Origin of the sequence: Niabella yanshanensis (assembly GCF_034424215.1) — a bacterium.
Lineage (GTDB): Bacteria > Bacteroidota > Bacteroidia > Chitinophagales > Chitinophagaceae > Niabella > Niabella yanshanensis.
Genome location: NZ_CP139960.1, coordinates 4,561,039 through 4,583,597 on the forward strand (window position 1 = coordinate 4,561,039; position 22,559 = coordinate 4,583,597).

Sequence of the window (22,559 nt, forward strand, 5' to 3'; positions counted from 1 at the left end):
GGTAAGAGTATCTATTGCCTGCCAACCCTAACAATAATTTAGCCAAAGGTTTGTTTAAGAAATTAGAAATTCGTTAAAACTCAAAATAGAAAATGCCTGCAAGAGAAATCTTACAGGCATTTGAATAAAAATTAATTGCTTATGTATACTTGATTAAGCTACTGCTTTCTTTACCAGGTCTGCCGCTTCGCTTAATAAGATAGCAGATTGCACTTTTAAGCCACTCTCATCAATTAGCTTCTTGGCTTCTGTTGCGTTGGTGCCCTGTAATCTAACAATGATAGGAATTTCAATGTTGCCCATGTTTTTATAAGCTTCGATAACACCTGCAGCAACACGATCACAACGAACGATACCGCCAAAGATATTGATCAGGATCGCTTTTACTGCAGGATCCTTCATAATGATCTTGAAACCAGCTTCAACAGTTTGTGCATTGGCAGTACCACCTACATCCAGGAAGTTGGCAGGCTCACCACCACTCAATTTAATCATATCCATGGTAGCCATAGCGAGCCCGGCTCCGTTTACCATACAACCTACATTACCATCCAGCTTCACAAAGTTCAGGTTGTGTTTGCCGGCTTCTACTTCAGTTGGGTCTTCCTCAGTAATATCTCTCAGTGTCGCCAGGTCTGCATGACGAATCATTGCATTATCATCCAGGCTCATCTTACAATCTACTGCAATGATCTTATCATCAGCAGCTTTGAACAGCGGGTTGATCTCCAGCATGCCGCAGTCTAATCCTACATAAGCGTTGTATAAATTAATAACAAACTTTACGCAGTTTTTAAAAGCTTCACCTTTTAAGCCCAGGTTAAAGGCAATTTTTCTTGCCTGGAATCCCTGAAGGCCACCTGACGGGTGAACCAACTCTTTGAATATTTTCTCAGGAGTATCATGCGCCACATCTTCAATATTCATACCACCTTCGGTACTGTACATGATCACATTTTTACCACTGGAACGATCTAATAAAATAGAAAGGTAAAACTCCTGCCTTTCGCTTGGGCCATCATAATACATATCCTGGCCTACAAATATTTTGTTTACTACTTTACCCGCCGGGCCGGTTTGAACAGTTACCAGGGTACCCCCTAATATGCCCTGGGCAAACTCCTGGATATCTTCTAAAGATTTTGCAACTTTTACACCATTAACGCCTGTTTCTTTTACGGTGCCTTTTCCACGACCACCGGCATGGATCTGCGCTTTCACAACAGCAAACTTACTGCCGCTGTCAGTTTTTATCTTACGGTAAGCTTCCTCAGCTTCCTGAACAGAACTACATGCGTAGCCTTCCTGCACGGGTACATTGTATTTTTTTAATAACTCTTTCGCCTGATATTCATGAAGGTTCATAGTAAAAAACTTTTGGCACGAAGATAAGAGGAAAGTTTAAAGTTTGTATTCAAAGTTTAGCTCAAGGCCCTGCTTCACAGATTGAATAGGCTGTTTCATCGAATATTGCTTTTTTGTAAACAATGTTTTTGCAATTTTCAGTTTAAATTTTTTCAATATGAAATGCTTAAACATGAAACTATTATTAGTGAGTTTAATCACCATGGGGTTGGGTGTGGTTGCCAACGCTCAGACATCAACGGTTTCCAAAGATTCAATCAGGTTGTTGCAGTACAATAAGGACTTGGCAAAACTAAACGTAGATCTATACGAGGAAAAAATAAAGCTCGCGCAGAGTCAAAATGATCTGATCGGTCTCAGAACCGATTTACAGAAGGCTAATGAAAAGGCCGAACAGTCGGCAGCGGATAGCAAAAATGCTGCTGCGAAGATGTCAGACAATGTAGGTGATAAAGCTGCAGCCAAAAAAGCAAAAAAAGACGCAGATCGCGCAGCCGGCGATAATAAACAGGCGGTGAGGCTTACATCGAAAGTGGCTGATAAAGAGGAGCGTTTTATCAGGTCCGAAAAGAATATCAGCGAGATCCAAAAAAAGATCGACCGGCTGACTGCTCAATATAACAAATAGTCGCTCCGTATCTCAACAGAAAGAGTCTGCTACTATGGGCAGGCTCTTTTTTTTCAGTCAACGGTAAGCATCTATATCCACTTCCTCCAATGGTGATCCTCCATCAATATATAATTTCCCGCCTGGTTGAAGCAATTTCGCGATATTTTTTTAAGGCTGCCGCTTCTTTGCCGGAATGTCTGCCGTCCAGGGCTCCTACACGAATGGCAAATGCCAGGTTAAACGGCTCAACTGCAGTTTGAAGTGTCAATGTTTCAATGGCCGCCTGGATAAAACTGATTTTTCCTGCTGAAATAGCTTCTTCACAATTTTTCTGCGCCTGCGCGATAGCTTTTGCAGACCGGTCGATTCCCATAATATAAATAGGATCGAACCGGTAAGCGATCTCTCTGGCCGCTATACCGGTACCGCAACCAATCTCCAAAATACGCATGCCGTCGCGAAGCGGCAGCGCATCAACAATGTCTAAAAGGCGTTTGGATACCGGTGGTGTCATAACTAAACTGTTTAAAGCAGGAATCTTTAATTTTCAGGTTGTTGTAAGCGCATTTTCAACAAAGGGTAATCTAATCCCAGATCATCCTTGTCTGATCTTTCATAAATACTAAAACCACGTTTCAGATAAAACCTGACAGCTTTGGTATTCTGCTCATTTACATCTATCCAACACGCCTTATGATCATTTAGCGCGAAGCGAATTAATTTTGTTCCGAGGCCTTTGCCTGCATACCGGGGCTCAATAAAGAGCATTTCTATCTTACGATTTACTATTGATATAAATCCAGCCATTTGATGCCCATCCAGCAGGCAATAAACATTCAGAACACTGAAATCCAGTGCTCTTAAAATATTTTTAATCGTATCGAAATCTTTTTGAGCCAAAAAATCATGAGTGGCTAATACCGATGTTTCCCAAACCGAGAGGAGGGATGTTCGATAGGAATCGTCGTATTTTACGATCTGAAAGTTCATACTAAATGAAGCGATTTTTGAATATAGAACCCGTATAATCTTAAAATATTAATAAAACTACGGCCTGCAAAGGTATTAACGTTTTGAACTTCTGCTAAGCTATTCCCTTTCACTATATTTGCTCACTTAAATAATATCCCAATGAGTGAGATTATTGTGCAAAAAGTAAACGAAACAGCTGCTTTTTTAAAGGCTCAGTATGAAGGACAGCCACAGGTGGCGATCATATTGGGAAGCGGGCTTGGGAATTTTGTACAAAAAATAAAAGTAGAAAAGGAAGTTCCCTATACTGATATACCCAATTTTCCGGTATCTACTGTTAAGGGACATTCGGGTAAATTGATCTTTGGCGAGCTTTCGGGTAAAAAGGTTGTTGCCATGAGTGGTCGTTTTCATTATTATGAAGGGTATACTCCGCAGGAAGTTGTATTTCCGATAAGGGTGCTAAAGATGCTTGGCATACAAACGCTTTTGTTAAGCAATGCAGCCGGCGGCGTTAACGAAGCTTTTAGTGTAGGGGATATTATGATTATTAATGATCATATCAGTTTCAGCACCCCTAATCCGCTTATTGGTAAAAACGTAGAGGAGTGGGGAACCCGTTTTCCCGATATGAGCGAGCCTTATAAAAAACATTTGATTACCAAAGCAAAGCAAATAGGTGAGGCAGCTTCCATAAAATTGCATGAGGGAGTTTACTTTGTAGTAACAGGACCAACTTTCGAGACCAGGGCGGAGTACCGGCTGATCAAAATCGTTGGAGCTGACGCGGTTGGGATGAGCACGGTGCAGGAATGTATCGTAGCTAACCATATGGGAATGGAAGTTTTTGCAGTGAGCGTAATTACTGATCTGGGTATCAGGGATGAAGAAAACGTAATTACCCATGAGGAGGTGTTAGAGGCTGCTAACGCCGCAGAGCCTAAACTGGCGCATTTGTTTACCGAGTTGATAAAAGCTTTATAGAGATTTAATGAGGGGTATCTTTTTACTGGTATTTATTTTTGTGGGCGTTTCTGCATATGCTCAAAGTCCTGTCAGGGGTGTTAGCGACAGGTTCAGAGGTATTGCGAATGCCGGATCAGGAGCTGATTCTATAGGGCGAAGGAACAAGTTTGAAGATTCGGTAACCATTAGTTATCGCTACCTCGATACGGCGAGAGCCTACCGCGTGGATTCCTCGATCAACGATTTTACAGTAAAATATCCCATTCCGGCAGACTATTACCACCTTTCTAATACAGGGGCGGCAGCGCAGTCTTTTTTATTTGCCCCCAATATGAAATCCGGCTGGGACGCGGGTTTTCATGCCTATGATATTTATAAATTTACAGTAGATAAAGCCCGATTTTTCACAGTTACCAGACCTTACTCAGAAATCAGTTACATGTTAGGTACGCGCAGCGAACAGATGATTGAGCTGATGCATACACAAAATATTAAACCTCAGTGGAACGCCAGTATTCATTACAGGATGGTGGGTGCCCCGGGTATTTACCGCAATCAAAAAACCAGTCACAATAATTATGCTATCACCAACTGGTTTCAAACCCAGGACAGGCGATATACGAATTATGTAGCCATTATCGCCAATAAGCTGAAAGGCAGCGAAAGCGGGGGGATACTTAACGATCAGAATTATATAGATAACCCTGATTTTGCGGACCGCTCTACGGTATATACGAAGTTGGGAGGAGAGTCTGGGTTTGGATCGGGAATTTTTAATACAGATATTTCTACGGGCAATACCTACGAAGATTTCAATGCAATTATGCGTCATCAGTATGATCTGGGGCGTAAAGATTCACTGGTGAATGACAGTACCGTCATACCCCTGTTTTTTCCCCGCGTCCGTTTAGAGCATACTATACGGTATAGTGCATATAAATACATGTTCTCCGATGCGAGCCCCCGGCCAGAATATTATAGTGAATATTATGATATGCCTTCGGTAAACTCCCTTTTTCGCAGGGAAGACTTTTGGAAGGAGCTGATGAATGACTTCTCTATTTACACGTTTCCCGATGAAAAGAACACACAACAGTTTCTGAAAGTAGGGGTTGCCTTGCAAAATCTTACCGGTATATTCAGGGATGGAATTACAGAAACTACGGACGGGATTAACTATGCTGATGATAAACAGAATAAAGGTTACAACCTGATGGGGCATGGTGAGTATCGGAACCGTACCAAAAACCAACGTTGGGATCTGTTAGCCAGGGGTAACATGTATTTTGTCGGGATGAATGCCGGGGACTATGATGTGGCGGCAAGTATTCAAAGTTCTTTCGGGGATAAAATCGGATCGCTTAAATTAGGTTTTGAAAATGCAAACCGAACGCCTTCCTATGTAACGAACGCCAATAGTTCCTTCTACTTTATGAGGGATACTGTAAATCTCAGAAAGGAGAACAGTTCACACCTGTATGCTACTTTATACCAACCCCTGCTCAAGTTACGATTAACAGGGAATTACTATCTGGTGAATAATTATACGTACTATACTGATTTTTATAATATCAACCAGGCCGCTCTTTTTAATTTATTACAGATATCTGCGCATAAAACCTTTGCATTTGGTAAAAAACGTCAATACAAGTGGATGACGGACAATTATTTTCAACAGGTAATCGGGAACGGACCTGTTAATGTGCCTTCCTGGTTAACCCGTAACCGTATTATGTATGAGGGTAATCTGGGCTTCAATAATCTCAAAATTGCAATGGGCTTCGATACAAGGTATCGCACTAATTATAAAGCTAACAACTACTCACCTCTGCTGGGACAGTTCTTCTACCAGGATAGCACTACAGTGAAATACAAACTTCCTGATATTGCCGCTTTTGTTCATTTCCGGATTAATTCTTTCAGGGCTTTTTTGCGTGCCGAAAACCTGAACACATTCCGAAGCCTGGTTGGGGTGGATGGCAAAACTTCTTACGGCTTTACCAACAGCAACTTTGCAGCGCCCGACTATCCTTATGCAGGAATGATTATACGATTCGGTATTTTTTGGGGCTTTGTTAATTAGTTTATTTCGCATCAATCATAGGGTTGTAGATGCGAAGATAAATTGATGCAGCCCGCTTCATGCAAAATCTGGATCAATCGATTCAATTAACCGCCTCTTACGATTATTAATAAGTTCAGATATCAGCTTTCGGGATTCATTGCTGACCGAAATCCATTACTTCCCCGAAAATGTTGTTCTCTTAACCGGTTGTTACAATGAAACGATAAAATAAGCTTTCGTATTACAATTTGTTTACTTTGAATTACGTCGTGTGGTTAGTTATCGTTCGTATGAGACCGTTTGCATTGACTGAGGGCAAAAAAGGGGTGGTTCCAGCGCAAAAAAACATTATTTTCCGGCATCAATATCAGTGATAAGAATTAATTTTAATGATTACTTATATATCGCTGTGCTACTACTGTCATGTTGAGGAAAAGCAAAAAGAATGTAAAGTTTTCTGTTGAGGAAGTTATTAACCTGCTGAACAAATCCTCCCGGGGAGCTTTGGTAGGCAGCATGGTAGCTGCTTTAATATGTATGATGTATTTTGCCGGCACTGTAAAAACCGGACTTCCGCTGATAGTTGATGTTTTTATCGTAGTGGGAGTATCGCTGATGCTTCCTTTTTTAATATTTGGATTGGCATACTATATATATACGGTTATTCAAAACGTCAATAAGTATATTGTTATTGCTGTCATTGGAACATTTTTATTTACCAGGTTTTTACCGGATGAAAAGTTTAACCGGCCCTTTATTTTTTTAGAGCTTATTTCGGGTATACTCGTCGGTATCGCATTCCATCTTAAAACCCGACTAATTGTCAGGTGGTTGTTCGTTTGCCTTGCAGTAGCAATTAACGTGTCGATGTTCGCCTTGCTCGTTAGTAAAGGTAGCACGCATGCTTTACCGGTTACTGATCGGTATTGGGAGCAAAAAGCCAGTAAACATCTTACATCTGTCGAAGATCCGATAAAACACCGCCCCTTCGCCGTTAAAGAGTTTAGCTACGGATCGGGTACAGATAAGCAGCGGGCTGAATATGGGCCCGATGTTCAATTGCGAACAATGCCAGTCAATGCCTCTCCATTTATGCAGCCTGCTTCAAAAATTAAATCTTTATTGAGAAAAACCTATTGGGGATTTGGCCTTGATCAATTGCCATTGAATGCAAGGGTATGGATGCCGCAGCAACCCGGTACCTTCTCCCTGGTCGTTTTTGTACATGGCAATCACTTAATGACCGATTATTCGGAAAAAGGATATGCTTACATGGGAAGCTTACTGGCCAGCCAGGGATTTATAGTTGTATCTATTGATGAGAATTTTTTAAATGAAAGTTGGTTTAATGATTTTTGGTTTACCGAAGTAAACGCCAGGGCCTGGTTGATTTTAAAACACCTGGAATATTTGCGTACCTGGAGTGCAAATCCCGGAAATCCTTTTTACCGACGGGTTGATATGAACAATATCTGCCTTGCTGGGCACTCGCGCGGCGCGGACGCAGTTGCGGTGGCGCTCACCCTCAACGGGCTTGACCGGTACCCGTATGACGGGCAGATTAATTTCAATTTCAGATTTTCAATTAAAAGCATTGTACAGTTGGCTCCCGCCGGCCGGCAATCACCAGGATTTGAAATCCCCCTTGAAAATAGTGGTGCTAATTTCCTGATTTTGCATGGGAGCCATGATCAGGACGTCTATTATTGTGAAGGTATCAGGTCATTTAACCGGGTTAAGACGGATACCGCTCACAAGAATCTTAAAGCAATGCTTTATATATATAAAGCTAACCACGGGCAATTTAACAGTGTTTGGGGTATAAAGGATTTACGTTTCCCCAACCAGTATTTTGTCAATTCTGCCGGCCTGTTAAGTGGTGCAGATCAGCAACGCATTGCGGGCACCTACGTATCTGCTTTTTTAAAAGCAACTATGCTAGGAGAAAAAAAATATATACCTTTTTTAAAAGATTGCAGAACCGGTTTCGATTTTTTACCGCGCAATTACTATGTAAGCCAGTTTGAAGACTACTCGTTCCGCTACCTGGCAGATTATGAGGAAGATCAAAACTTACGAACAACGGATTTACAAGGCTGTTTCATAGAGGCCGGTAATTTGAAAAAATGGTATGAAAGAGTATTACCCCTCAGAAACGGAGATGCATTGGGCCAGGAAAATAAAGGAGTGTTCCTGGAATGGGGTAATGCGAATAACCCGGTCCCGCCCTATTATACCATCAATTTGTCCGGCAGCTTACCTGGAGCCAGGATCCCCTGGAATTCTGAAAATTTATTTTTTTCCATTGCTAACAATAGCGATCAAATTAATCAGGTAAACTTTTCTATTGAATTGAGGACCCCAACCAGGATTTATAGAAAATCTTTTAGTGATTTTTATACAGCGGCCCCTTTGCTAAAGACGGAACTTGCGAAATGGAACTATCTGTCAGATCTCAAAAAAGATATGCCGGTTGAGCGGGTACTCCAGTTTATTCAATTGCCTTTTTCTGCATTTAAAGAAGCTGATGCCGACTTTAATCCCCAGCAGATAGAGCAGATCAGTTTTGTATTTGATAAACAGCCTGCCGGCTCCGTTATCATCGACAAAATTGGATACAATTAGCCAGGCTGTCTTTCTGAAAGAAGAAGCCCCGGCGCCTGTTATTGAACGTTGCCATCTAAATCCTGCTTAAACACACCGGCATCCATTTTATTGAGATGCATACAACTGGTTCGTATTTCCGCTGGCCGGAAGGGATGACAAACCATTGTAATAATTTTTGATACCGGGTTACTATAATGTAGGATATAGGTTATTAAAGCACTAAATAAAATAAAAAGCCGCCCTTTTGAGGCGGCATTTATATTTGTGGGTTTCTGATGTTATTAACCAAAGATTCCTTTTCGCAGGCTCCTGATACCTTCACCGATTTTAAATCCGTTGTGATATACTTCTATTTTATAATCACCGGCTTTAAAACCTTCTAAATTTTTGATAGGGAAAGAAACACCTTTGCGGGTACCGGTTTCATATTCTACAGGAATTTTTGCTGTGAAGTTCCTGTCACCATCCTGGCGGGTAGTCATAGCGCCGGAGCCTAATTCAGAATTTTGAACGATAGCGCCCTTAGGATCGGTAACAATCACATAAAGATCAGCCGGACCAGATGTAGTAATCCTGTTTTCGATATTAAACGCGATCTGCAGTTTATCTACCTTCCTGGCAAAGCTGGTTTCTCTTTCCTTACCATTTTTTCTTTCTTTTAAAGGGGTAACTGACATACCTGAAGCTGCCAGTGTACTGGCTACATCAACCGTATTCGCCAATTCATCATTTTCTGCAGTGCGCATATCAAGATTCTGGCTCAAAACATTTTTTTCAGACGTCAAATGTGTGTTACGCGCTGTTAACTCCTGGTTCTCACCTTTAAGTTGTGTAACCTGAGCTTCCAGCCTTCCGATCTGCCCATTCAATTCGCCTATTAACTGACGCGCTCTTTTTAAATCAGCAGCTGTTGCGTTATTGTCGCTTAATATTTTATTGATTTCAGCCTTTCTTGAATCGATTTCTTTTTGCAGGGCTGTTTTTTCGCCCTGCAGATTGTTGTTCGCCCCTGTAATTGAATCCAGGCGCATTTCTGCCAGGTTGAACATTTGTCTTAGCGAATCTGATTCAGACATAACAGTTTCGGTTTGCGCATCAGTACCAGAAAAGACATTTCCGCCTTCACTGCCTGAATTTTTATTCCAAAGCATAAAACCCCAGGTTCCGAGTAATGCGGCTACTAAGAGGCCGATAATAAGGTTTCTACCACCGTTGGAACTAGAGGGCGTATTATTGGATGGCTGCTGAGAGGCAGAGGGATAATTTGTGTTTGCCATAAAACAATAATTTTTTAATTTAAAAACTGCACTAAAAAAACTGCAAATTAATGCAGTAGGTTAAAGAATTTCCTAATATTTTTAAAAATGTCTTTTCAGTGGAAACATAAATTATGCCAAACCAAGAAAGCTTGGCGCTATCATCGTTATTTTGATAATATTTTGGGATTTAAAATTATCTTGCGTGCATGTCTGTGGATAAGGTAATATCAGATTGGAAGAAAAGTGCTTATAAACCAGTGTATTGGATAGAAGGCGACGAGGAGTTTTATGTCGATCAGCTGGTAGATTATGCTGAGCATCATATATTAAATGAGAGTGAAGCCTCTTTTAACCTCACCATTTTTTACGGGAAGGATGCCGCCTGGCCGGATGTTTTAAATGCCTGCCGTAAATATCCCATGTTCTCCGACAGGCAGGTAGTAATTGTAAAGGAGGCCCAGCAAATGAAAGATGTGGACAAGCTGGAGCCGTATATTCAAACACCTCTTTCATCCACCATATTGGTGGTGGCGTTTAAAGATAAGAAACTCGATTCGCGTACCAGGTTTGCTAAACTGGTAAAAGACAAAACAGAATATATAGTTACCAAGAAATTATATGATAATGCATTGCCCGAATGGGTAAATACAGTTGTAAAGAATATGGGGTATACCATTTCGCCCAAGGCCAACAGCCTGATTGTAGACCATATTGGTAACGACCTGAGCCGGATTAAAAATGAGGTTGATAAAATACTCATTAATCTGGGCGCCCGGAAATCCATTACTGAAGAGGATGTGGAGAGCTATGTAGGTATCAGCAAGGAATTTAATGTATTTGAATTGCAGAACGCTATTGCTACACGTAATCTGGCAAAGGCTGTACGTATCATCCAGTATTTCGCTGCCAACCCCAAAATAGCGCCCATACAACTGGTACTGCCATCTTTGTATTCTTTTTTCAATAAAACCTATATGGTTTACGGCGCTTCCGGCGGAGAAGATGCTATTGCCAAGCAGATTGGCGTCGGGCCTTTTTTTGTAAAGAGTTATTTACAGGCCTCAAAAACGTATAGCTTCAGAGATGTAGAGAAAATATTGCTGCTGTTACATAGCTATAACCTCAAAAGCCTCGGCATTAACACCGCCAGGGTAGAGGATGCGGAGCTATTAAAGGAAATGGTGGTAAAGATTATGATGTAGGTTTGATAAGTTGGCTGGTTGATGGGTTTAAAAGTTGAGAAGGTTGAAGAGGTGATAAGGCCACTGCCATTCAGCAGATCATTCAGAGCATCCATGAACCGTATCCGGTCCCGCACATCCCACATCCATCAAATAACCAATGTTCAACGCAAAGACAATTGTCATCCGGCAAACCAGCATCCAGTAACCAGCATCCCCTTCCCGGCGATAACTTTTAAGTCCCGGCTATAATCCCTTATCTATGAACGATCACCTATAAAATTTCATCTGCTTTCTGTCTGCTATCAACTGTCCGCTGTCGTCCCTCCTTATTCCTCCTGTCCCATCCACATAGCCCCACCCACGCTGTTACGTGCAGCTCCGGTTACCGAGCTTAGTACATTATATTCTTCGCGCCAGCGTAATACGCCAATCAAAGCCATAATCAACGCCTCTTTGTATTGGACCAGTTGCTCATCCGGGATGACCACCTTTATAGATCCCAGTGCTTCCTGTAAGCGCTCTATCAGATAGCCATTCAATGCGCCTCCACCAGTTACCAGTAACTGTTCTTCCCCGTCGGTGGATACCCGGTGGGGCATGATGGCATTTTTGATCTGTCTTACAATATGTGCCACATAAGTATGTAGCGCATCTTCAGTCGAGAGCCCGTATTTTTTGATAATGGGATATACGATATCAGTGCCAAAGCTATTAGCTAATGATTTGGGAATCGGATGGGTGTAATAAGCCAGCCCGTTGAGCTCATTCAGCAGGGACTGGTTGATCTGGCCACTTCTGGCAAGCGCGCCGTCCCTGTCAAAGTCCTGTCCGGCTTCCTGAGCCAGCATATTTAAAACACGGTTGGCTGCACAAATATCAAAGGCCTTATACCCCTCATTGCTGATAGAAATATTGGCAATGCCGCCGATATTGAGAAAGTATTGGTAATTCGAAAAAAACAATTGCTCCCCAATGGGTACAATAGGCGCTCCCTGCCCTCCAAAGGCAATGTCCATCGCCCTGAGATCTGTAACAACCGGTAATTGCGTTGTTGCGGCAATAGCAGCTCCGTCTCCCAGTTGTGCTGTCATTTTTTTTGAAGGAATATGAAACGTAGTATGTCCATGTGATGCTATAACGGCCACTTTAAACTGCAGCTGGTATTTTTCTATAAACTCATTAACACGCGCTCCAATATAATGGCCATATGCGGTATGCAAAAGCTGGTAATCTAATGCGGACAGCGAAGTGGCATTTTTTAATTGATCGACCCATTCACTACTGTAAGGAACACAGTCGGCATGAACCAGCTCATAACTCCATTTGCCTCCATTCTCTAAAATTTCGGCAAACACAATATCCAATCCGTCGAGAGAGCTACCGCTCATTAAGCCTATAGCACGATAAACCATGATAGAACTAAAACATTTTAAGTAATAAAAAGAACAGGAATGTGTTGACCTGTGAATGGAGCTATAGCGGGTATAACGCCTGTCTCACTCAACAACAGCGCCTGCCCCACGGGGCGATCATTTATATTCTCAGGCCAGGCTCATAAAAAATATAAATCCTGTATGTTTGCGAAAGTAATAAAACACACCAGTAATTATATCGCTCAACAAAAAAAGCCAATACCAATGATCATAAACTTAAGTGAGAATCATAGCCTGCTGAGTAACTGGGTAAGCGAATTAAGAGATGTGGAAGTGCAAAATGACCGTATGCGGTTCAGGCGCAATTTAGAACGTATTGGTGAAGTGATCGCTTATGAAATCAGTAAAACACTACCTTTCGAAATAGTGGAGACGCAAACGCCTTTAGGTATTTCTAATAGTAAAAAATTATCAGAACAGCCGGTATTGGCTACCATTTTGCGTGCAGGCTTAGCCCTGCATCAGGGACTGTTGAGCTATTTCGATAAAGGAGATAATGCATTTGTATCAGCTTACCGCAAGCATCATAAGGATGGCAGCTTTGAAATAGAGATTGAATATATAAGTACGCCGGAGCTTGATAACCGTATTGTTATTATTTCGGATCCGATGCTGGCCACGGGAGCTTCACTGGTGAAAACCGTACAGTTTCTTAAAAATGAAGGCAAACCCAAAGACATTCATATCGCTGCTGCAATTGCCTGCGTAGATGGTTTGGAATATGTAACACGGGAAGTACCTGAAGCAATCATCTGGTGTGGAGATATCGATGAGGAAATTACAGCAAAGGGCTATATCGTTCCAGGGCTGGGAGACGCCGGAGATCTCGCTTACGGCAATAAAACACAAAATTGATCTGTAATCGTATAATAAACTAATGGAAGCAGCCTGCAGGACTGCTTTTTTGTCTGTGGCCAAGTTTTTTAAAAGTTTGATGCTGTGGGCATTACTTATTAATATTTAATGGCGTTGCATGAAAAAAATCTAAAAAAAATTAATGATCATTAATTACTGTTTATGTACTTTTCCGGTTAACGTAAATTTTGGTGCAATATGAATCAATCTACCAACCGGTTTCTGGACCTGGTTAGCAAACGAAATGCAGGAGAACCGGAGTTTCTGCAGGCCGTTACCGAAGTAGCAGAGTCGCTGATACCTTATATAGCGTCGCAGCCTAGATATAAAAACAGTAAAATATTGGAGCGTATCGCCGAGCCGGAGCGCGTGGTTATATTCAGGGTTGCGTGGTTAGATGATAAGGGTGAGGTGCAGGTTAACCGGGGCTTTCGCGTTCAGATGAACAGTGCGATAGGTCCTTACAAAGGTGGGCTGCGGTTTCATCCTACTGTTACACTCAGCGTATTAAAGTTTCTTGCTTTTGAGCAGGTATTTAAAAACAGCCTGACCGGTTTGCCTATGGGCGGAGGAAAAGGAGGGTCTGACTTTGATCCCAAGGGGAAGTCTGAAAACGAGATTATGAAATTTTGCCAAAGTTTTATGACAGAGTTGTACCGGCATGTAGGAGATGATGTAGATATTCCGGCTGGTGATATCGGTGTGGGTAAAAGGGAGATCGGCTACTTATTTGGACAGTACAAGCGAATCACAGGTACTTTTAATGGTGTATTAACCGGCAAGGCTTTTGAGTGGGGCGGTAGTTTGATACGGCCCGAAGCAACTGGCTATGGGCTGGTTTATTTTGTGGAAGAGATGCTGAAGGACAGGGAAGAGACCCTCGTTGGTAAAAAGGTACTCATTTCCGGTTCAGGTAATGTAGCCCAGTTCGCGGCGGAAAAATGCATCAATCACGGAGCTAAAGTGCTGACGATGTCCGATTCTGAAGGATTTATATACGACCCGTTGGGGATAGACCTGGAAAAGCTGGAATTTATCAAAGAACTTAAAAATGAACGCAGGGGCCGTATTAAGGCGTATGCAGATCATTTTGGCTGTGAATATCATGCCGGGGAAAAGCCGTGGAAGATCAAATGTGATATAGCATTGCCGAATGCCACACAAAATGAACTGGCATTAGCAGATGCAGAAATGCTGATTAATAATGGTTGCTATTGTGTTGCCGAAGGGGCTAATATGCCCTGCACACCTGAAGCGGTAGCCGCTTTTAATAATGCCAGAGTTTTATATGCGCCGGGTAAAGCGGCCAATGCCGGCGGTGTAGCGGTTTCGGGCCTGGAGATGTCGCAGAATTCATTACGGTATAGCTGGGGAAGGGAGAAAGTAGATCATAAGCTTAAAGCGATCATGACGGATATTCATCATATCTGCGTTAAATACGGTAAAGATGAGCAGGGCCATATTAATTACGAAAAAGGGGCTAATGTCGGTGGATTTGTAAAAGTTGCCGAAGCCATGTTGTCGCAAGGGGTAGTGTAAAACGGATAGGCAGGCAACCGGGCAAGCAGGAGACCGTTAATTGTAGTATCATTGTGCAAATTATCGCTATGTCTGCACAGGTTTATCTTATTCCCACTTTTTTGCACGAGGAGGCATTACATGTACTGCCAGCCTATTTACTGGATGCAATCAAAAAATGTAATGTGCTTTTTGTAGAAAATGAGCGCTCAGCCAGGCGGTATATCAAGCAGTTAAAAAAAGAAATTGTTATTGACGACTATAAGTGGTTTACGATTGGCAAGGCAGAGCAGGAGGTGGTTCAGGCTTTCCGGACCTGTTTAAAAGAAGGTCAAACTATTGGCATTATCAGCGAAGCCGGTTGCCCGGGTGTAGCCGATCCGGGACAGCTGCTGGTAGGGGTAGCTCAGGAAACCGGGGCGACGGTTGCGCCATTAGTAGGCCCCAGTTCTATTTTACTGGCGCTGATGGCCAGCGGCATGAACGGTCAGCAATTTGCTTTTAACGGGTATCTCCCCATAGATAACCAGCAAAGAATAAAAACCGTAAAAGAGCTTGAGGTTGAATCCAATAAGAAAAATAGCACGCAGATTTTCATTGAAACGCCTTACCGTAATAACCAGATGCTGGAAACCCTGTTAAAGGCCTGTCAGCCCGCCACCCAAATATGCGTAGCTGTTAATATTACCGGGCCTGATGAAGTAATTAAAACGCTTACGGTGCAGCAATGGAAGCAGCAAACCATCGAATTGCATAAAAAACCGGCAATCTTCCTGTTAAAAGCCTGATACAGGTGCTGCCTCCTTCATAGAGATGATGCTGTCTACAATATACCGGGTGTTGCCACGCCAGGGTAAAGCGCCGTTATATTCTTTATAATGCAGGTCAAATCTTTTGCCTGAGTTCATTTTCAGGATATCAAATACTTTTTTGTCTTTAATGGAAAATTCGAATTCGTTGGACTGAACGCCACCGGCCGCAGAGCCTCTTATGCCTTCCTGTATCAGCTTGCCTTCGTAAGTTTTAAAAATCTGGCCTTTTTCCACCGCAAAATTTAAATAACCCGACTTTACGCCGTCTGAAGTATAAGGGTAGTAGAACTTCCAGTAGATATATCCGGCTCCCAGCAGTAAGATCAGCAAAATAGCCATGAAAAAGTACCTGGCGCAGCCACCGCGTTTTTTAGGCGGCACGGTTGATGCTGGAATAGGTTCTATAGGCATAAAAAGGTTTTATTAATTAAACTTTAATAATACAATATTAATTTATTGCACTAAATTTGCGGCTCTAAAAGTACTATTTGTTTTTATATGAACAATCTTTTAAGTCATACCAAACATTTCATGTTTCACCCCGACATTACAACCGGTGTGTACGCGGTAGGCTTTGATGTGTTTATATTTTCGCCACGTCCCCAACGCTGTTGTCCTCTATTCTGACAGGACATACCTATCGCCAAAGGCGCCTGTCAGTGGAAAAATTCGGAACCTAACAAACTTTCGGGCAGGCACCCAACACAATTTAGAAATACAAATAGTGGACAATCAGGAAATTATAGTAAGAGTAGCTGTCTCTGAAGATAAAAAATATTCTACGATCATTACCGATGAGATGGAATCTTCGGCTAAGGCGAGAGGCACCGGTATCGCCAAGAGAAGCCCGGAGTACATCGAAAAAAAGATTGACGAAGGCAAGGCCGTTATTGCCCTTACCAAAGGTGGTGATTGGGTAGGGTTTTGTTATATAGAAACCTGGAGCCATAACGAATATGTAGCGAACTCTGGTCTTATCGTTTCGCCTAATTTCCGCAAAAGCGGCGTTGCTAAAAAAATCAAGCAGACTATTTTTAATTTAAGCAGGAAGCTATATCCCCAGGCGAAGATATTTGGTCTCACAACCGGGTTGGCTGTCATGAAGATCAATAGCGAACTGGGATATGAACCGGTTACTTATTCGGAATTAACGCAGGACGAGCAGTTCTGGGCGGGATGTAAGAGTTGTGTCAATTACGAGATCCTGATGAGCAAGGAAAGAAAAAACTGTATGTGTACGGCTATGTTGTACGATCCCAAAGATCATTACGAGCCAGAAGAAACAAAAGCTTTTTTTGAAGAGAATCAGTCGAGCCTGGAGCGGTTATTACGTTTCAAGCAGTGGAAATTTTTAAAGCCTTTTCGTCGCAAAGAAAAAAATGGCGGTGGCGGCTCCTCGTTAAAAGTATTTTTTAATTCACTTTTTCATTAAAATAAATTATTAGATGGCTAAAAAAGTTGTTTTAGGTTTCAGCGGTGGTTTAGACACTACTTTTTGTGCAAAGTATCTAACCGAAGAAAAAGGCTATGAAGTACATAGCATCATCGTAAACACCGGAGGTTTTAGTGAACAGGAGTTAGAGCAGGTAGAAGCCCATGCTAAAAAGCTGGGGGTGAAATCGCACAAAACAGTGAACGCTGTTAAAAACTATTACGATTCCATCATCAAATACCTGGTATTTGGTAATATTTTAAAAAACAATACCTACCCCTTGAGCGTATCTGCCGAGAGGTTGAGCCAGGCGCTTCATATAGCTGATTACGCAAAACGTCTCAATGCAGATGCAGTTGCACATGGCAGTACAGGTGCGGGTAACGACCAGGTGCGTTTTGATATGGTGTTAAATATCATAGCACCGGGTACAGAGATCATGACGCCGATCCGCGATCTGAAATTGAGCCGTGAATCGGAAATTGAATACCTGAAGAGCAAAGGTGTTGAAATGAACTTCGAAAAAGCCGTTTACTCAATTAATAAAGGACTTTGGGGCACCAGTGTGGGTGGAAAAGAGACGTTGAACTCGAAAGGATTATTGCCTGAAGAAGCATGGCCTACACAGGTTACGAAAACAGGTAGCGAAGAGATTAGCCTGGAATTTGAAAAAGGCGAGTTGGTGAAGGTAAATGAGAAAGCTTTCGATCACCCTACAGAAGCTATTCAATATTTGCAAACGATTGCCGGTCCTTATGGTATCGGGCGTGATATTCACGTGGGCGATACGATCATCGGTATTAAAGGCCGCGTAGGATTTGAAGCAGCAGCTCCTATGCTGATCTTAAAAGGACATCATGCGCTGGAGAAACATGTGTTAAGTAAATGGCAGTTACAGTGGAAAGACCAGGTGTCGCAGTTTTACGGAACCTGGTTGCATGAGGGGCAGATCCTCGATCCCGTAATGCGTGATATGGAAGCTTATCTCGAAAGCAGCCAGCGCAATGTGACAGGAAAAGTATTTATACAGTTACATCCGTATCGTTACCAGATAATAGGTATTGAAAGTGAGTTTGACCTGATGAACAGCGCTTTTGGCAGCTATGGTGAAATGAACGCCGGCTTTACCGGCGACGATGTAAAAGGCTTTACCCGTATATTTGGTAATCAAACAGCCATTTACCACCTGGTAAAAGAAAGCGTGAATCAAAGAAACGCAAGCGAATTCTAAATCGAGCTGACAGTTAATAGATGACAGTTGACAGAAAAAGTCATAGCTATCATCCGGCCTCTGTCAACTATCAACTTTATAATAATGATAAACGTAGGAATCATTGGCGGAGCAGGATATACAGGAGGAGAGTTGATTAGGCTACTGATCAACCATCCTGAAGTACATATCAGCTATATTCATAGTCGCAGCAATGCTGATAAATATGTTTATGAAGTACACAAAGACCTGATTGGCGATACTGATTTAAAGTTTAACGGTGAGGTTTTACAGGATATTGATTGTTTATTTCTTTGCCTGGGACATGGCGAATCTACAAAGTTCCTGCAGGAGCAGCCTATCAACGAATCTATCAAAATTATTGACCTTGCTAACGATTTTCGTTTAAGAAAGGACAATATACAGGAGGCTATTAACCGGACCTTTGTATACGGTTTGCCCGAGCTTAATAAGGACTCGATTAAAACGGCTCAAAACATTGCAAATCCCGGCTGTTTTGCTACAACCATACAACTGGGCTTATTACCTCTTGCCAAGGCAGGGTTACTAAAAGATATCTATACAACAGGTATAACCGGCAGTACAGGGGCCGGACAGTCGTTAAGCGCCACTTCTCATTTCAGTTGGAGGGCCAACAATATACAGGCTTATAAAACCCTGACGCATCAGCACCTGGGAGAAATAGGCGAATCCTTACACCAGCTTCAGGGTGATGATACCGATTTTGATCTGAGTTTTGTTCCCTGGCGTGGTGATTTTACCCGCGGTATTTTTGTAAGCTCTACGGTTACTACCGATCTGGCTTTAGAAGAGCTGTATCCCTTATTTGAAGATTTTTATAAAGACCATCCGTTTACACAGGTAAGCAAAACCCCTGTTTTCTTAAAGCAGGTGGTAAATACCAATAAAGCGGTTATACATTTGGAGAAAGCTGGTAATAAACTGGTAGTGCACTCTGCGCTGGATAACCTCTTAAAAGGTGCCAGCGGACAGGCCGTGCACAACATGAACCTGGTATTTGGGCTGGATGAAACGTCCGGATTAAGATTGAAGCCGGTTGCTTTTTAGCAGATCCGTTTTATCAGGAGCAGTATTAATTAGCAGGCTGGCGATTGTTGAACGTGTTGATGCTTTTAAAGCGAATCAGTAATTTCACTGTTCAGAGAGTTATTCACTTATGGCTAAATATGAACGACTAAAGATCGGTCGCGGGTATATCAGCGGCTATTGTTCCATTTTTCTTTCAATTCTGGCGCTGGGAGGTATGCTGTGCTTCCGGTATCCCGAACGGTTAACGACGCCTGAGTTCAGGGAAATATATACCGGTGAAAGCATGGCCACATTGATTACGGCAGTGGTGATTGGTGCTTTCTTTTTTGCTTTGTTGAGCCTGATCTTAAGCAAAAGAATCAAACTGGCTGCCATTGGAGCCGGTTTGTCTGGTATCGCAGTTCTATTAGGAGCCTTTGGTGTGGAAGGGCGTAGTGTTGAGAAAACTTCCTGGCATATAGGGTTGGATTGGTTGTTATTAGATCTGCTGTTGATGGCCGTTATCTTTGTGCCGCTCGAATTGTTCTTTCCTAAACGCAATCAACAATCGAGGTTTCATGAAGAGTGGAGAACCGACCTGGTTTATTTCGCAATCAGCCATTTGTTCATCCAGTTTTTCGGGGTGGTCACTCAAAAGCCGGCTATGTTGTTTTTTGGTTGGATCGGGCTGGATAAAATACATGCCTGGGTAGCGGATCTTCCGTTTATTTTGGGCTTGTTACTGGCATTTTTTGCAACCGACCTGTTTCAATACTGGGCCCATCGTATTTTCCATAACCATGTGTATTTATGGCGATTTCATTCGGTGCATCATTCTACCCAAAATATGGACTGGCTGGCAGGTAGTCGTACCCATTTTATCGATATATTTTTTACCAGGGCCATGACTTTTGTACCTTTGTATATACTGGGTTTCTCGCAGCCCGTGTTTAACGCTTATATCATTTTCATCGCAGTGCATGCAGTACTGATTCACTCTAATGTCCGGATCAACTTTGGCTTCCTGAAATATATCTTTACAACACCTCAATACCATCATTGGCATCATTGCGAGGATCCTAAATATTACGGTAAAAATTTTGCTTCTATTTTCCCTTTCATTGACTGGATCTTCGGCACCTATTATTTACCCGGTAAAGAATGGCCTGCAGGTACCGGTGTGCGCGAAGCTGAATATCCTAAGGGATTTGTAAAGCAAAGTATTTATCCTTTTACTAAGAGCCCTTTTGATAGTAATTTGAACATGGATGAGCAGAGTGACAGGTAGTTTGGCGGTGGATGTTTAATGAGAGATAAAGTACGTGCTATTGGCTGTTTCTCAGTATCCTTATTCAAAATAAACCTTTACCGTTTGATATAGCAGCTGGTTCTGCATAATAGCAGAAGAGCGGCTGGCCTTGTCTGAATACCCTTTTAAGCCAAATAAGCCAGCAGCGTTCCCCTTGTTGATCGCAATTTCAAGATAGTCGGCACTATTGAAAAGCGCCAGCTTTTCTCCTTCAGGAACATCAGCGTAAGACTCGCTGATTTTATTGATCATTTCATCCCGCAGAAAAACAATTTTAAAACCCCGACCCTGACGCTGGTCTTCAAATTGCATTTTCGTAATGTTTACCACAACATTTTCAAAATTGTCGATGAAGATGATCTGCCCTTCGATAAAATTAGCGCTCTCCAGTGGCAGCAAAGGGTTTTTCTCCACAAAACTTACATCCGGAATTCCTATTTTCTGAATCGACTCTCCATTGGCCAAACGGGCGATAGTTTCTGCAATAACCTTCGTACAATATAGTGTATTCTTGTTAGCGGCTTTATCCAGTTTAATGCCCATCACCATATCCGGCTTTTCCTCCAGTATCATATTCAATAAACCATTGTCGGCGCAAAATATATATTGATTTTTATGAAATGCCAATAAAAGGTTTTTGGGCTTTTTATCAAAAAGATTAACCAGGATGATATGGTAGGTGAATTCGGGGAAGTTTTTAAAGGCTCCCCGGCAAACATAAGAGGCCTGAGGAAAATTAAAGGGTGCGATATTATGAGAAATATCTATAAGTTGCAGATCATTGCTTGCTTGCAGCAGTTGAGCTTTTATGGCTCCGATAAGGTAGTCGTTATGCCCGATGTCTGATGTAAGTGTTACAAAGTTCATTTAGGAGTTACTGCCAATCCGCTTCTTTATTTAGCGTGCAATTTATATATTTTTTTATTATACGATACCTGTTTGTGTGCGTTGTTATAAAGCCTGCTTACTTTATCAATTCTTTATTTTTAAAATAGAACTTGTGCACCAGTTTGTCGGCCAGGCCGGGAAAGAATTTATTCAGGAATACTGTTTCTTTACCTGTAAATGTCAGTACCAGGGTTCTTTTCTTCTTCCTGATCGCATTCAATAGTAATACCGCACATTCTTCCGCTGTCATCATCTTTCCTTCATCCATGGGGTTCTCTTGCTGTTGTTCTCCTTTATCGTTCAATGCATGGTCCCTTATCTTTGATGCTGTAAAACCAGGGCTTACCCACATTACATGTACGCCGTCGTCTTTTAATTCCGTCTTCAAAGATTCCAGGAAGCCCTGAAGCGCAAATTTGCTGGCTGAATACCCCGTTCTACCCGGAAGTCCCCTGTAACCGGCAATAGACGAAATGCCCACTACAGTGCCCTTGCTTTCGATTAAGGCTGGCAGTGCAAATTTCGTGCAGTAAATGGCGCCAAAAAAGTTAACGTCCATTACTTTTTTAATCACATCCAGTTCGAGTTCTTTAAACAGGCCACGCATGCTGATGCCGGCGTTGTTCACCAGTAAATCTATCCTGCCGAATACTTTCAAAGTAGAGTCGATAAATTTTTTACAGTCGGCTTCCTGGCTTACATCTGCTACCAATGTATGTAAAGGGAGCGAAGGATGTTGCGCCTGTAGTTCATAAAGCTTGTCGTGACTGCGTCCGCAGGTGGCCACTTTGGCGCCATAACTGAGCAAGGTCTCTACAAGAGCCCTTCCAATGCCATCAGTACCACCGGTTATAACCGCAACTTTGTCTTTGAAATGGACATTCATTCAAACAGGATAAGATGATTTTGGCAAACCTACTTATAAAACGGCAAAAACCAATATAGACGGCCCTTTTGATTTTTGTAAATTCTCTTGTATGTTTTTTATTGCCCGCCCGGACGACACCAGTTCGGACGTGTCTTT

The 22,559-nt window shown here is 42.2% G+C and carries 20 protein-coding genes; 12 read left to right on the plus strand and 8 right to left on the minus strand.

The window, feature by feature from the left end; genetic code table 11:
• Positions 1-153: 153 nt before the first annotated feature.
• The gene (sucC, locus tag U0035_RS19010; RefSeq protein ID WP_114790532.1) at positions 154-1,365 is read right to left on the minus strand and encodes an ADP-forming succinate--CoA ligase subunit beta; all 1,212 of its coding nucleotides are present in this window, start codon (positions 1,363-1,365) and stop codon (positions 154-156) included.
• A 172-nt stretch (positions 1,366-1,537) separates the two neighbouring features.
• Here sucC and U0035_RS19015 point away from each other — a divergent pair, with 172 nt between their 5' ends.
• Complete coding sequence (locus U0035_RS19015) at positions 1,538-1,993, plus strand: hypothetical protein (protein WP_114790533.1); 456 nt, start codon at positions 1,538-1,540, stop codon at positions 1,991-1,993.
• 103 nt (positions 1,994-2,096) lie between these two features.
• On the opposite strand, the gene U0035_RS19020 is transcribed toward U0035_RS19015, so the two are convergent.
• Positions 2,097-2,489, minus strand: a complete 393-nt coding sequence (locus U0035_RS19020) for a class I SAM-dependent methyltransferase (RefSeq protein ID WP_211316406.1) — start codon at positions 2,487-2,489, stop codon at positions 2,097-2,099.
• 26 nt (positions 2,490-2,515) lie between these two features.
• Complete coding sequence (locus tag U0035_RS19025; RefSeq protein ID WP_114790534.1) at positions 2,516-2,965, minus strand: GNAT family N-acetyltransferase; 450 nt, start codon at positions 2,963-2,965, stop codon at positions 2,516-2,518.
• Positions 2,966-3,106: 141 nt separating this feature from the next.
• Between U0035_RS19025 and U0035_RS19030 the strand changes: the two genes are divergently transcribed.
• The 3 genes from U0035_RS19030 to U0035_RS19040 all read left to right on the plus strand — a co-directional run bounded on the left by U0035_RS19030 (position 3,107) and on the right by U0035_RS19040 (position 8,603).
• On the plus strand, positions 3,107-3,931 hold the full coding sequence (locus U0035_RS19030) for a purine-nucleoside phosphorylase (RefSeq protein ID WP_114790535.1): 825 nt from the start codon (positions 3,107-3,109) through the stop codon (positions 3,929-3,931).
• 7 nt (positions 3,932-3,938) lie between these two features.
• On the plus strand, positions 3,939-5,996 hold the full coding sequence (locus U0035_RS19035) for a putative porin (RefSeq protein ID WP_114790536.1): 2,058 nt from the start codon (positions 3,939-3,941) through the stop codon (positions 5,994-5,996).
• Positions 5,997-6,401: 405 nt separating this feature from the next.
• Entirely contained in the window at positions 6,402-8,603 is a 2,202-nt protein-coding gene (locus U0035_RS19040) for an alpha/beta hydrolase (protein WP_114790537.1), read from the plus strand.
• Positions 8,604-8,866: 263 nt separating this feature from the next.
• Here U0035_RS19040 and U0035_RS19045 read toward each other — a convergent pair whose 3' ends face one another.
• Positions 8,867-9,862: a DUF8428 domain-containing protein gene (locus tag U0035_RS19045; protein ID WP_114790538.1), complete on the minus strand. Its 996-nt coding sequence runs from the start codon at positions 9,860-9,862 to the stop codon at positions 8,867-8,869.
• 188 nt (positions 9,863-10,050) lie between these two features.
• Here U0035_RS19045 and holA point away from each other — a divergent pair, with 188 nt between their 5' ends.
• On the plus strand, positions 10,051-11,046 hold the full coding sequence (holA, locus tag U0035_RS19050; RefSeq protein WP_114790539.1) for a DNA polymerase III subunit delta: 996 nt from the start codon (positions 10,051-10,053) through the stop codon (positions 11,044-11,046).
• A gap of 308 nt (positions 11,047-11,354) precedes the next feature.
• Here the strand turns inward: holA and U0035_RS19055 are convergent, their stop codons facing one another.
• On the minus strand, positions 11,355-12,440 hold the full coding sequence (locus tag U0035_RS19055; protein WP_114790540.1) for an anhydro-N-acetylmuramic acid kinase: 1,086 nt from the start codon (positions 12,438-12,440) through the stop codon (positions 11,355-11,357).
• Between the two features lie 225 nt (positions 12,441-12,665).
• Between U0035_RS19055 and upp the strand changes: the two genes are divergently transcribed.
• The 3 genes from upp to U0035_RS19070 all read left to right on the plus strand — a co-directional run bounded on the left by upp (position 12,666) and on the right by U0035_RS19070 (position 15,622).
• Positions 12,666-13,316 carry a uracil phosphoribosyltransferase gene (gene upp, locus U0035_RS19060; RefSeq protein WP_114790955.1) on the plus strand — a complete coding sequence of 217 codons (651 nt, stop codon included), beginning with the start codon at positions 12,666-12,668 and terminating at the stop codon, positions 13,314-13,316.
• A 198-nt stretch (positions 13,317-13,514) separates the two neighbouring features.
• Positions 13,515-14,855 carry an NADP-specific glutamate dehydrogenase gene (gdhA, locus tag U0035_RS19065; RefSeq protein ID WP_114790541.1) on the plus strand — a complete coding sequence of 447 codons (1,341 nt, stop codon included), beginning with the start codon at positions 13,515-13,517 and terminating at the stop codon, positions 14,853-14,855.
• A 68-nt stretch (positions 14,856-14,923) separates the two neighbouring features.
• Entirely contained in the window at positions 14,924-15,622 is a 699-nt protein-coding gene (locus tag U0035_RS19070; protein WP_114790542.1) for an SAM-dependent methyltransferase, read from the plus strand.
• On the opposite strand, the gene U0035_RS19075 is transcribed toward U0035_RS19070, so the two are convergent.
• The gene (locus U0035_RS19075; RefSeq protein WP_211316407.1) at positions 15,611-16,057 is read right to left on the minus strand and encodes a hypothetical protein; all 447 of its coding nucleotides are present in this window, start codon (positions 16,055-16,057) and stop codon (positions 15,611-15,613) included. The genes U0035_RS19070 and U0035_RS19075 overlap by 12 nt on opposite strands.
• Before the next feature lie 313 nt (positions 16,058-16,370).
• Here U0035_RS19075 and U0035_RS19080 point away from each other — a divergent pair, with 313 nt between their 5' ends.
• From U0035_RS19080 to U0035_RS19095, 4 genes are all read left to right on the plus strand, one after another.
• Positions 16,371-17,078, plus strand: coding sequence for a GNAT family N-acetyltransferase (locus U0035_RS19080; protein ID WP_114790543.1), 708 nt, complete (start codon positions 16,371-16,373; stop codon positions 17,076-17,078).
• Positions 17,079-17,091: 13 nt separating this feature from the next.
• On the plus strand, positions 17,092-18,309 hold the full coding sequence (locus U0035_RS19085; RefSeq protein WP_114790544.1) for an argininosuccinate synthase: 1,218 nt from the start codon (positions 17,092-17,094) through the stop codon (positions 18,307-18,309).
• Positions 18,310-18,393: 84 nt separating this feature from the next.
• Entirely contained in the window at positions 18,394-19,377 is a 984-nt protein-coding gene (gene argC / locus U0035_RS19090) for an N-acetyl-gamma-glutamyl-phosphate reductase (protein WP_211316408.1), read from the plus strand.
• 109 nt (positions 19,378-19,486) lie between these two features.
• On the plus strand, positions 19,487-20,626 hold the full coding sequence (locus tag U0035_RS19095; RefSeq protein WP_114790545.1) for a sterol desaturase family protein: 1,140 nt from the start codon (positions 19,487-19,489) through the stop codon (positions 20,624-20,626).
• 60 nt (positions 20,627-20,686) lie between these two features.
• On the opposite strand, the gene U0035_RS19100 is transcribed toward U0035_RS19095, so the two are convergent.
• Together U0035_RS19100 and U0035_RS19105 are read right to left on the minus strand one after the other, a co-directional pair.
• The gene (locus tag U0035_RS19100; RefSeq protein WP_114790546.1) at positions 20,687-21,514 is read right to left on the minus strand and encodes an SAM hydrolase/SAM-dependent halogenase family protein; all 828 of its coding nucleotides are present in this window, start codon (positions 21,512-21,514) and stop codon (positions 20,687-20,689) included.
• A 97-nt stretch (positions 21,515-21,611) separates the two neighbouring features.
• Positions 21,612-22,421 (minus strand): SDR family oxidoreductase, encoded by an 810-nt coding sequence (locus U0035_RS19105; protein ID WP_114790547.1) that lies wholly within the window; start codon positions 22,419-22,421, stop codon positions 21,612-21,614.
• Positions 22,422-22,559: the final 138 nt, after the last annotated feature.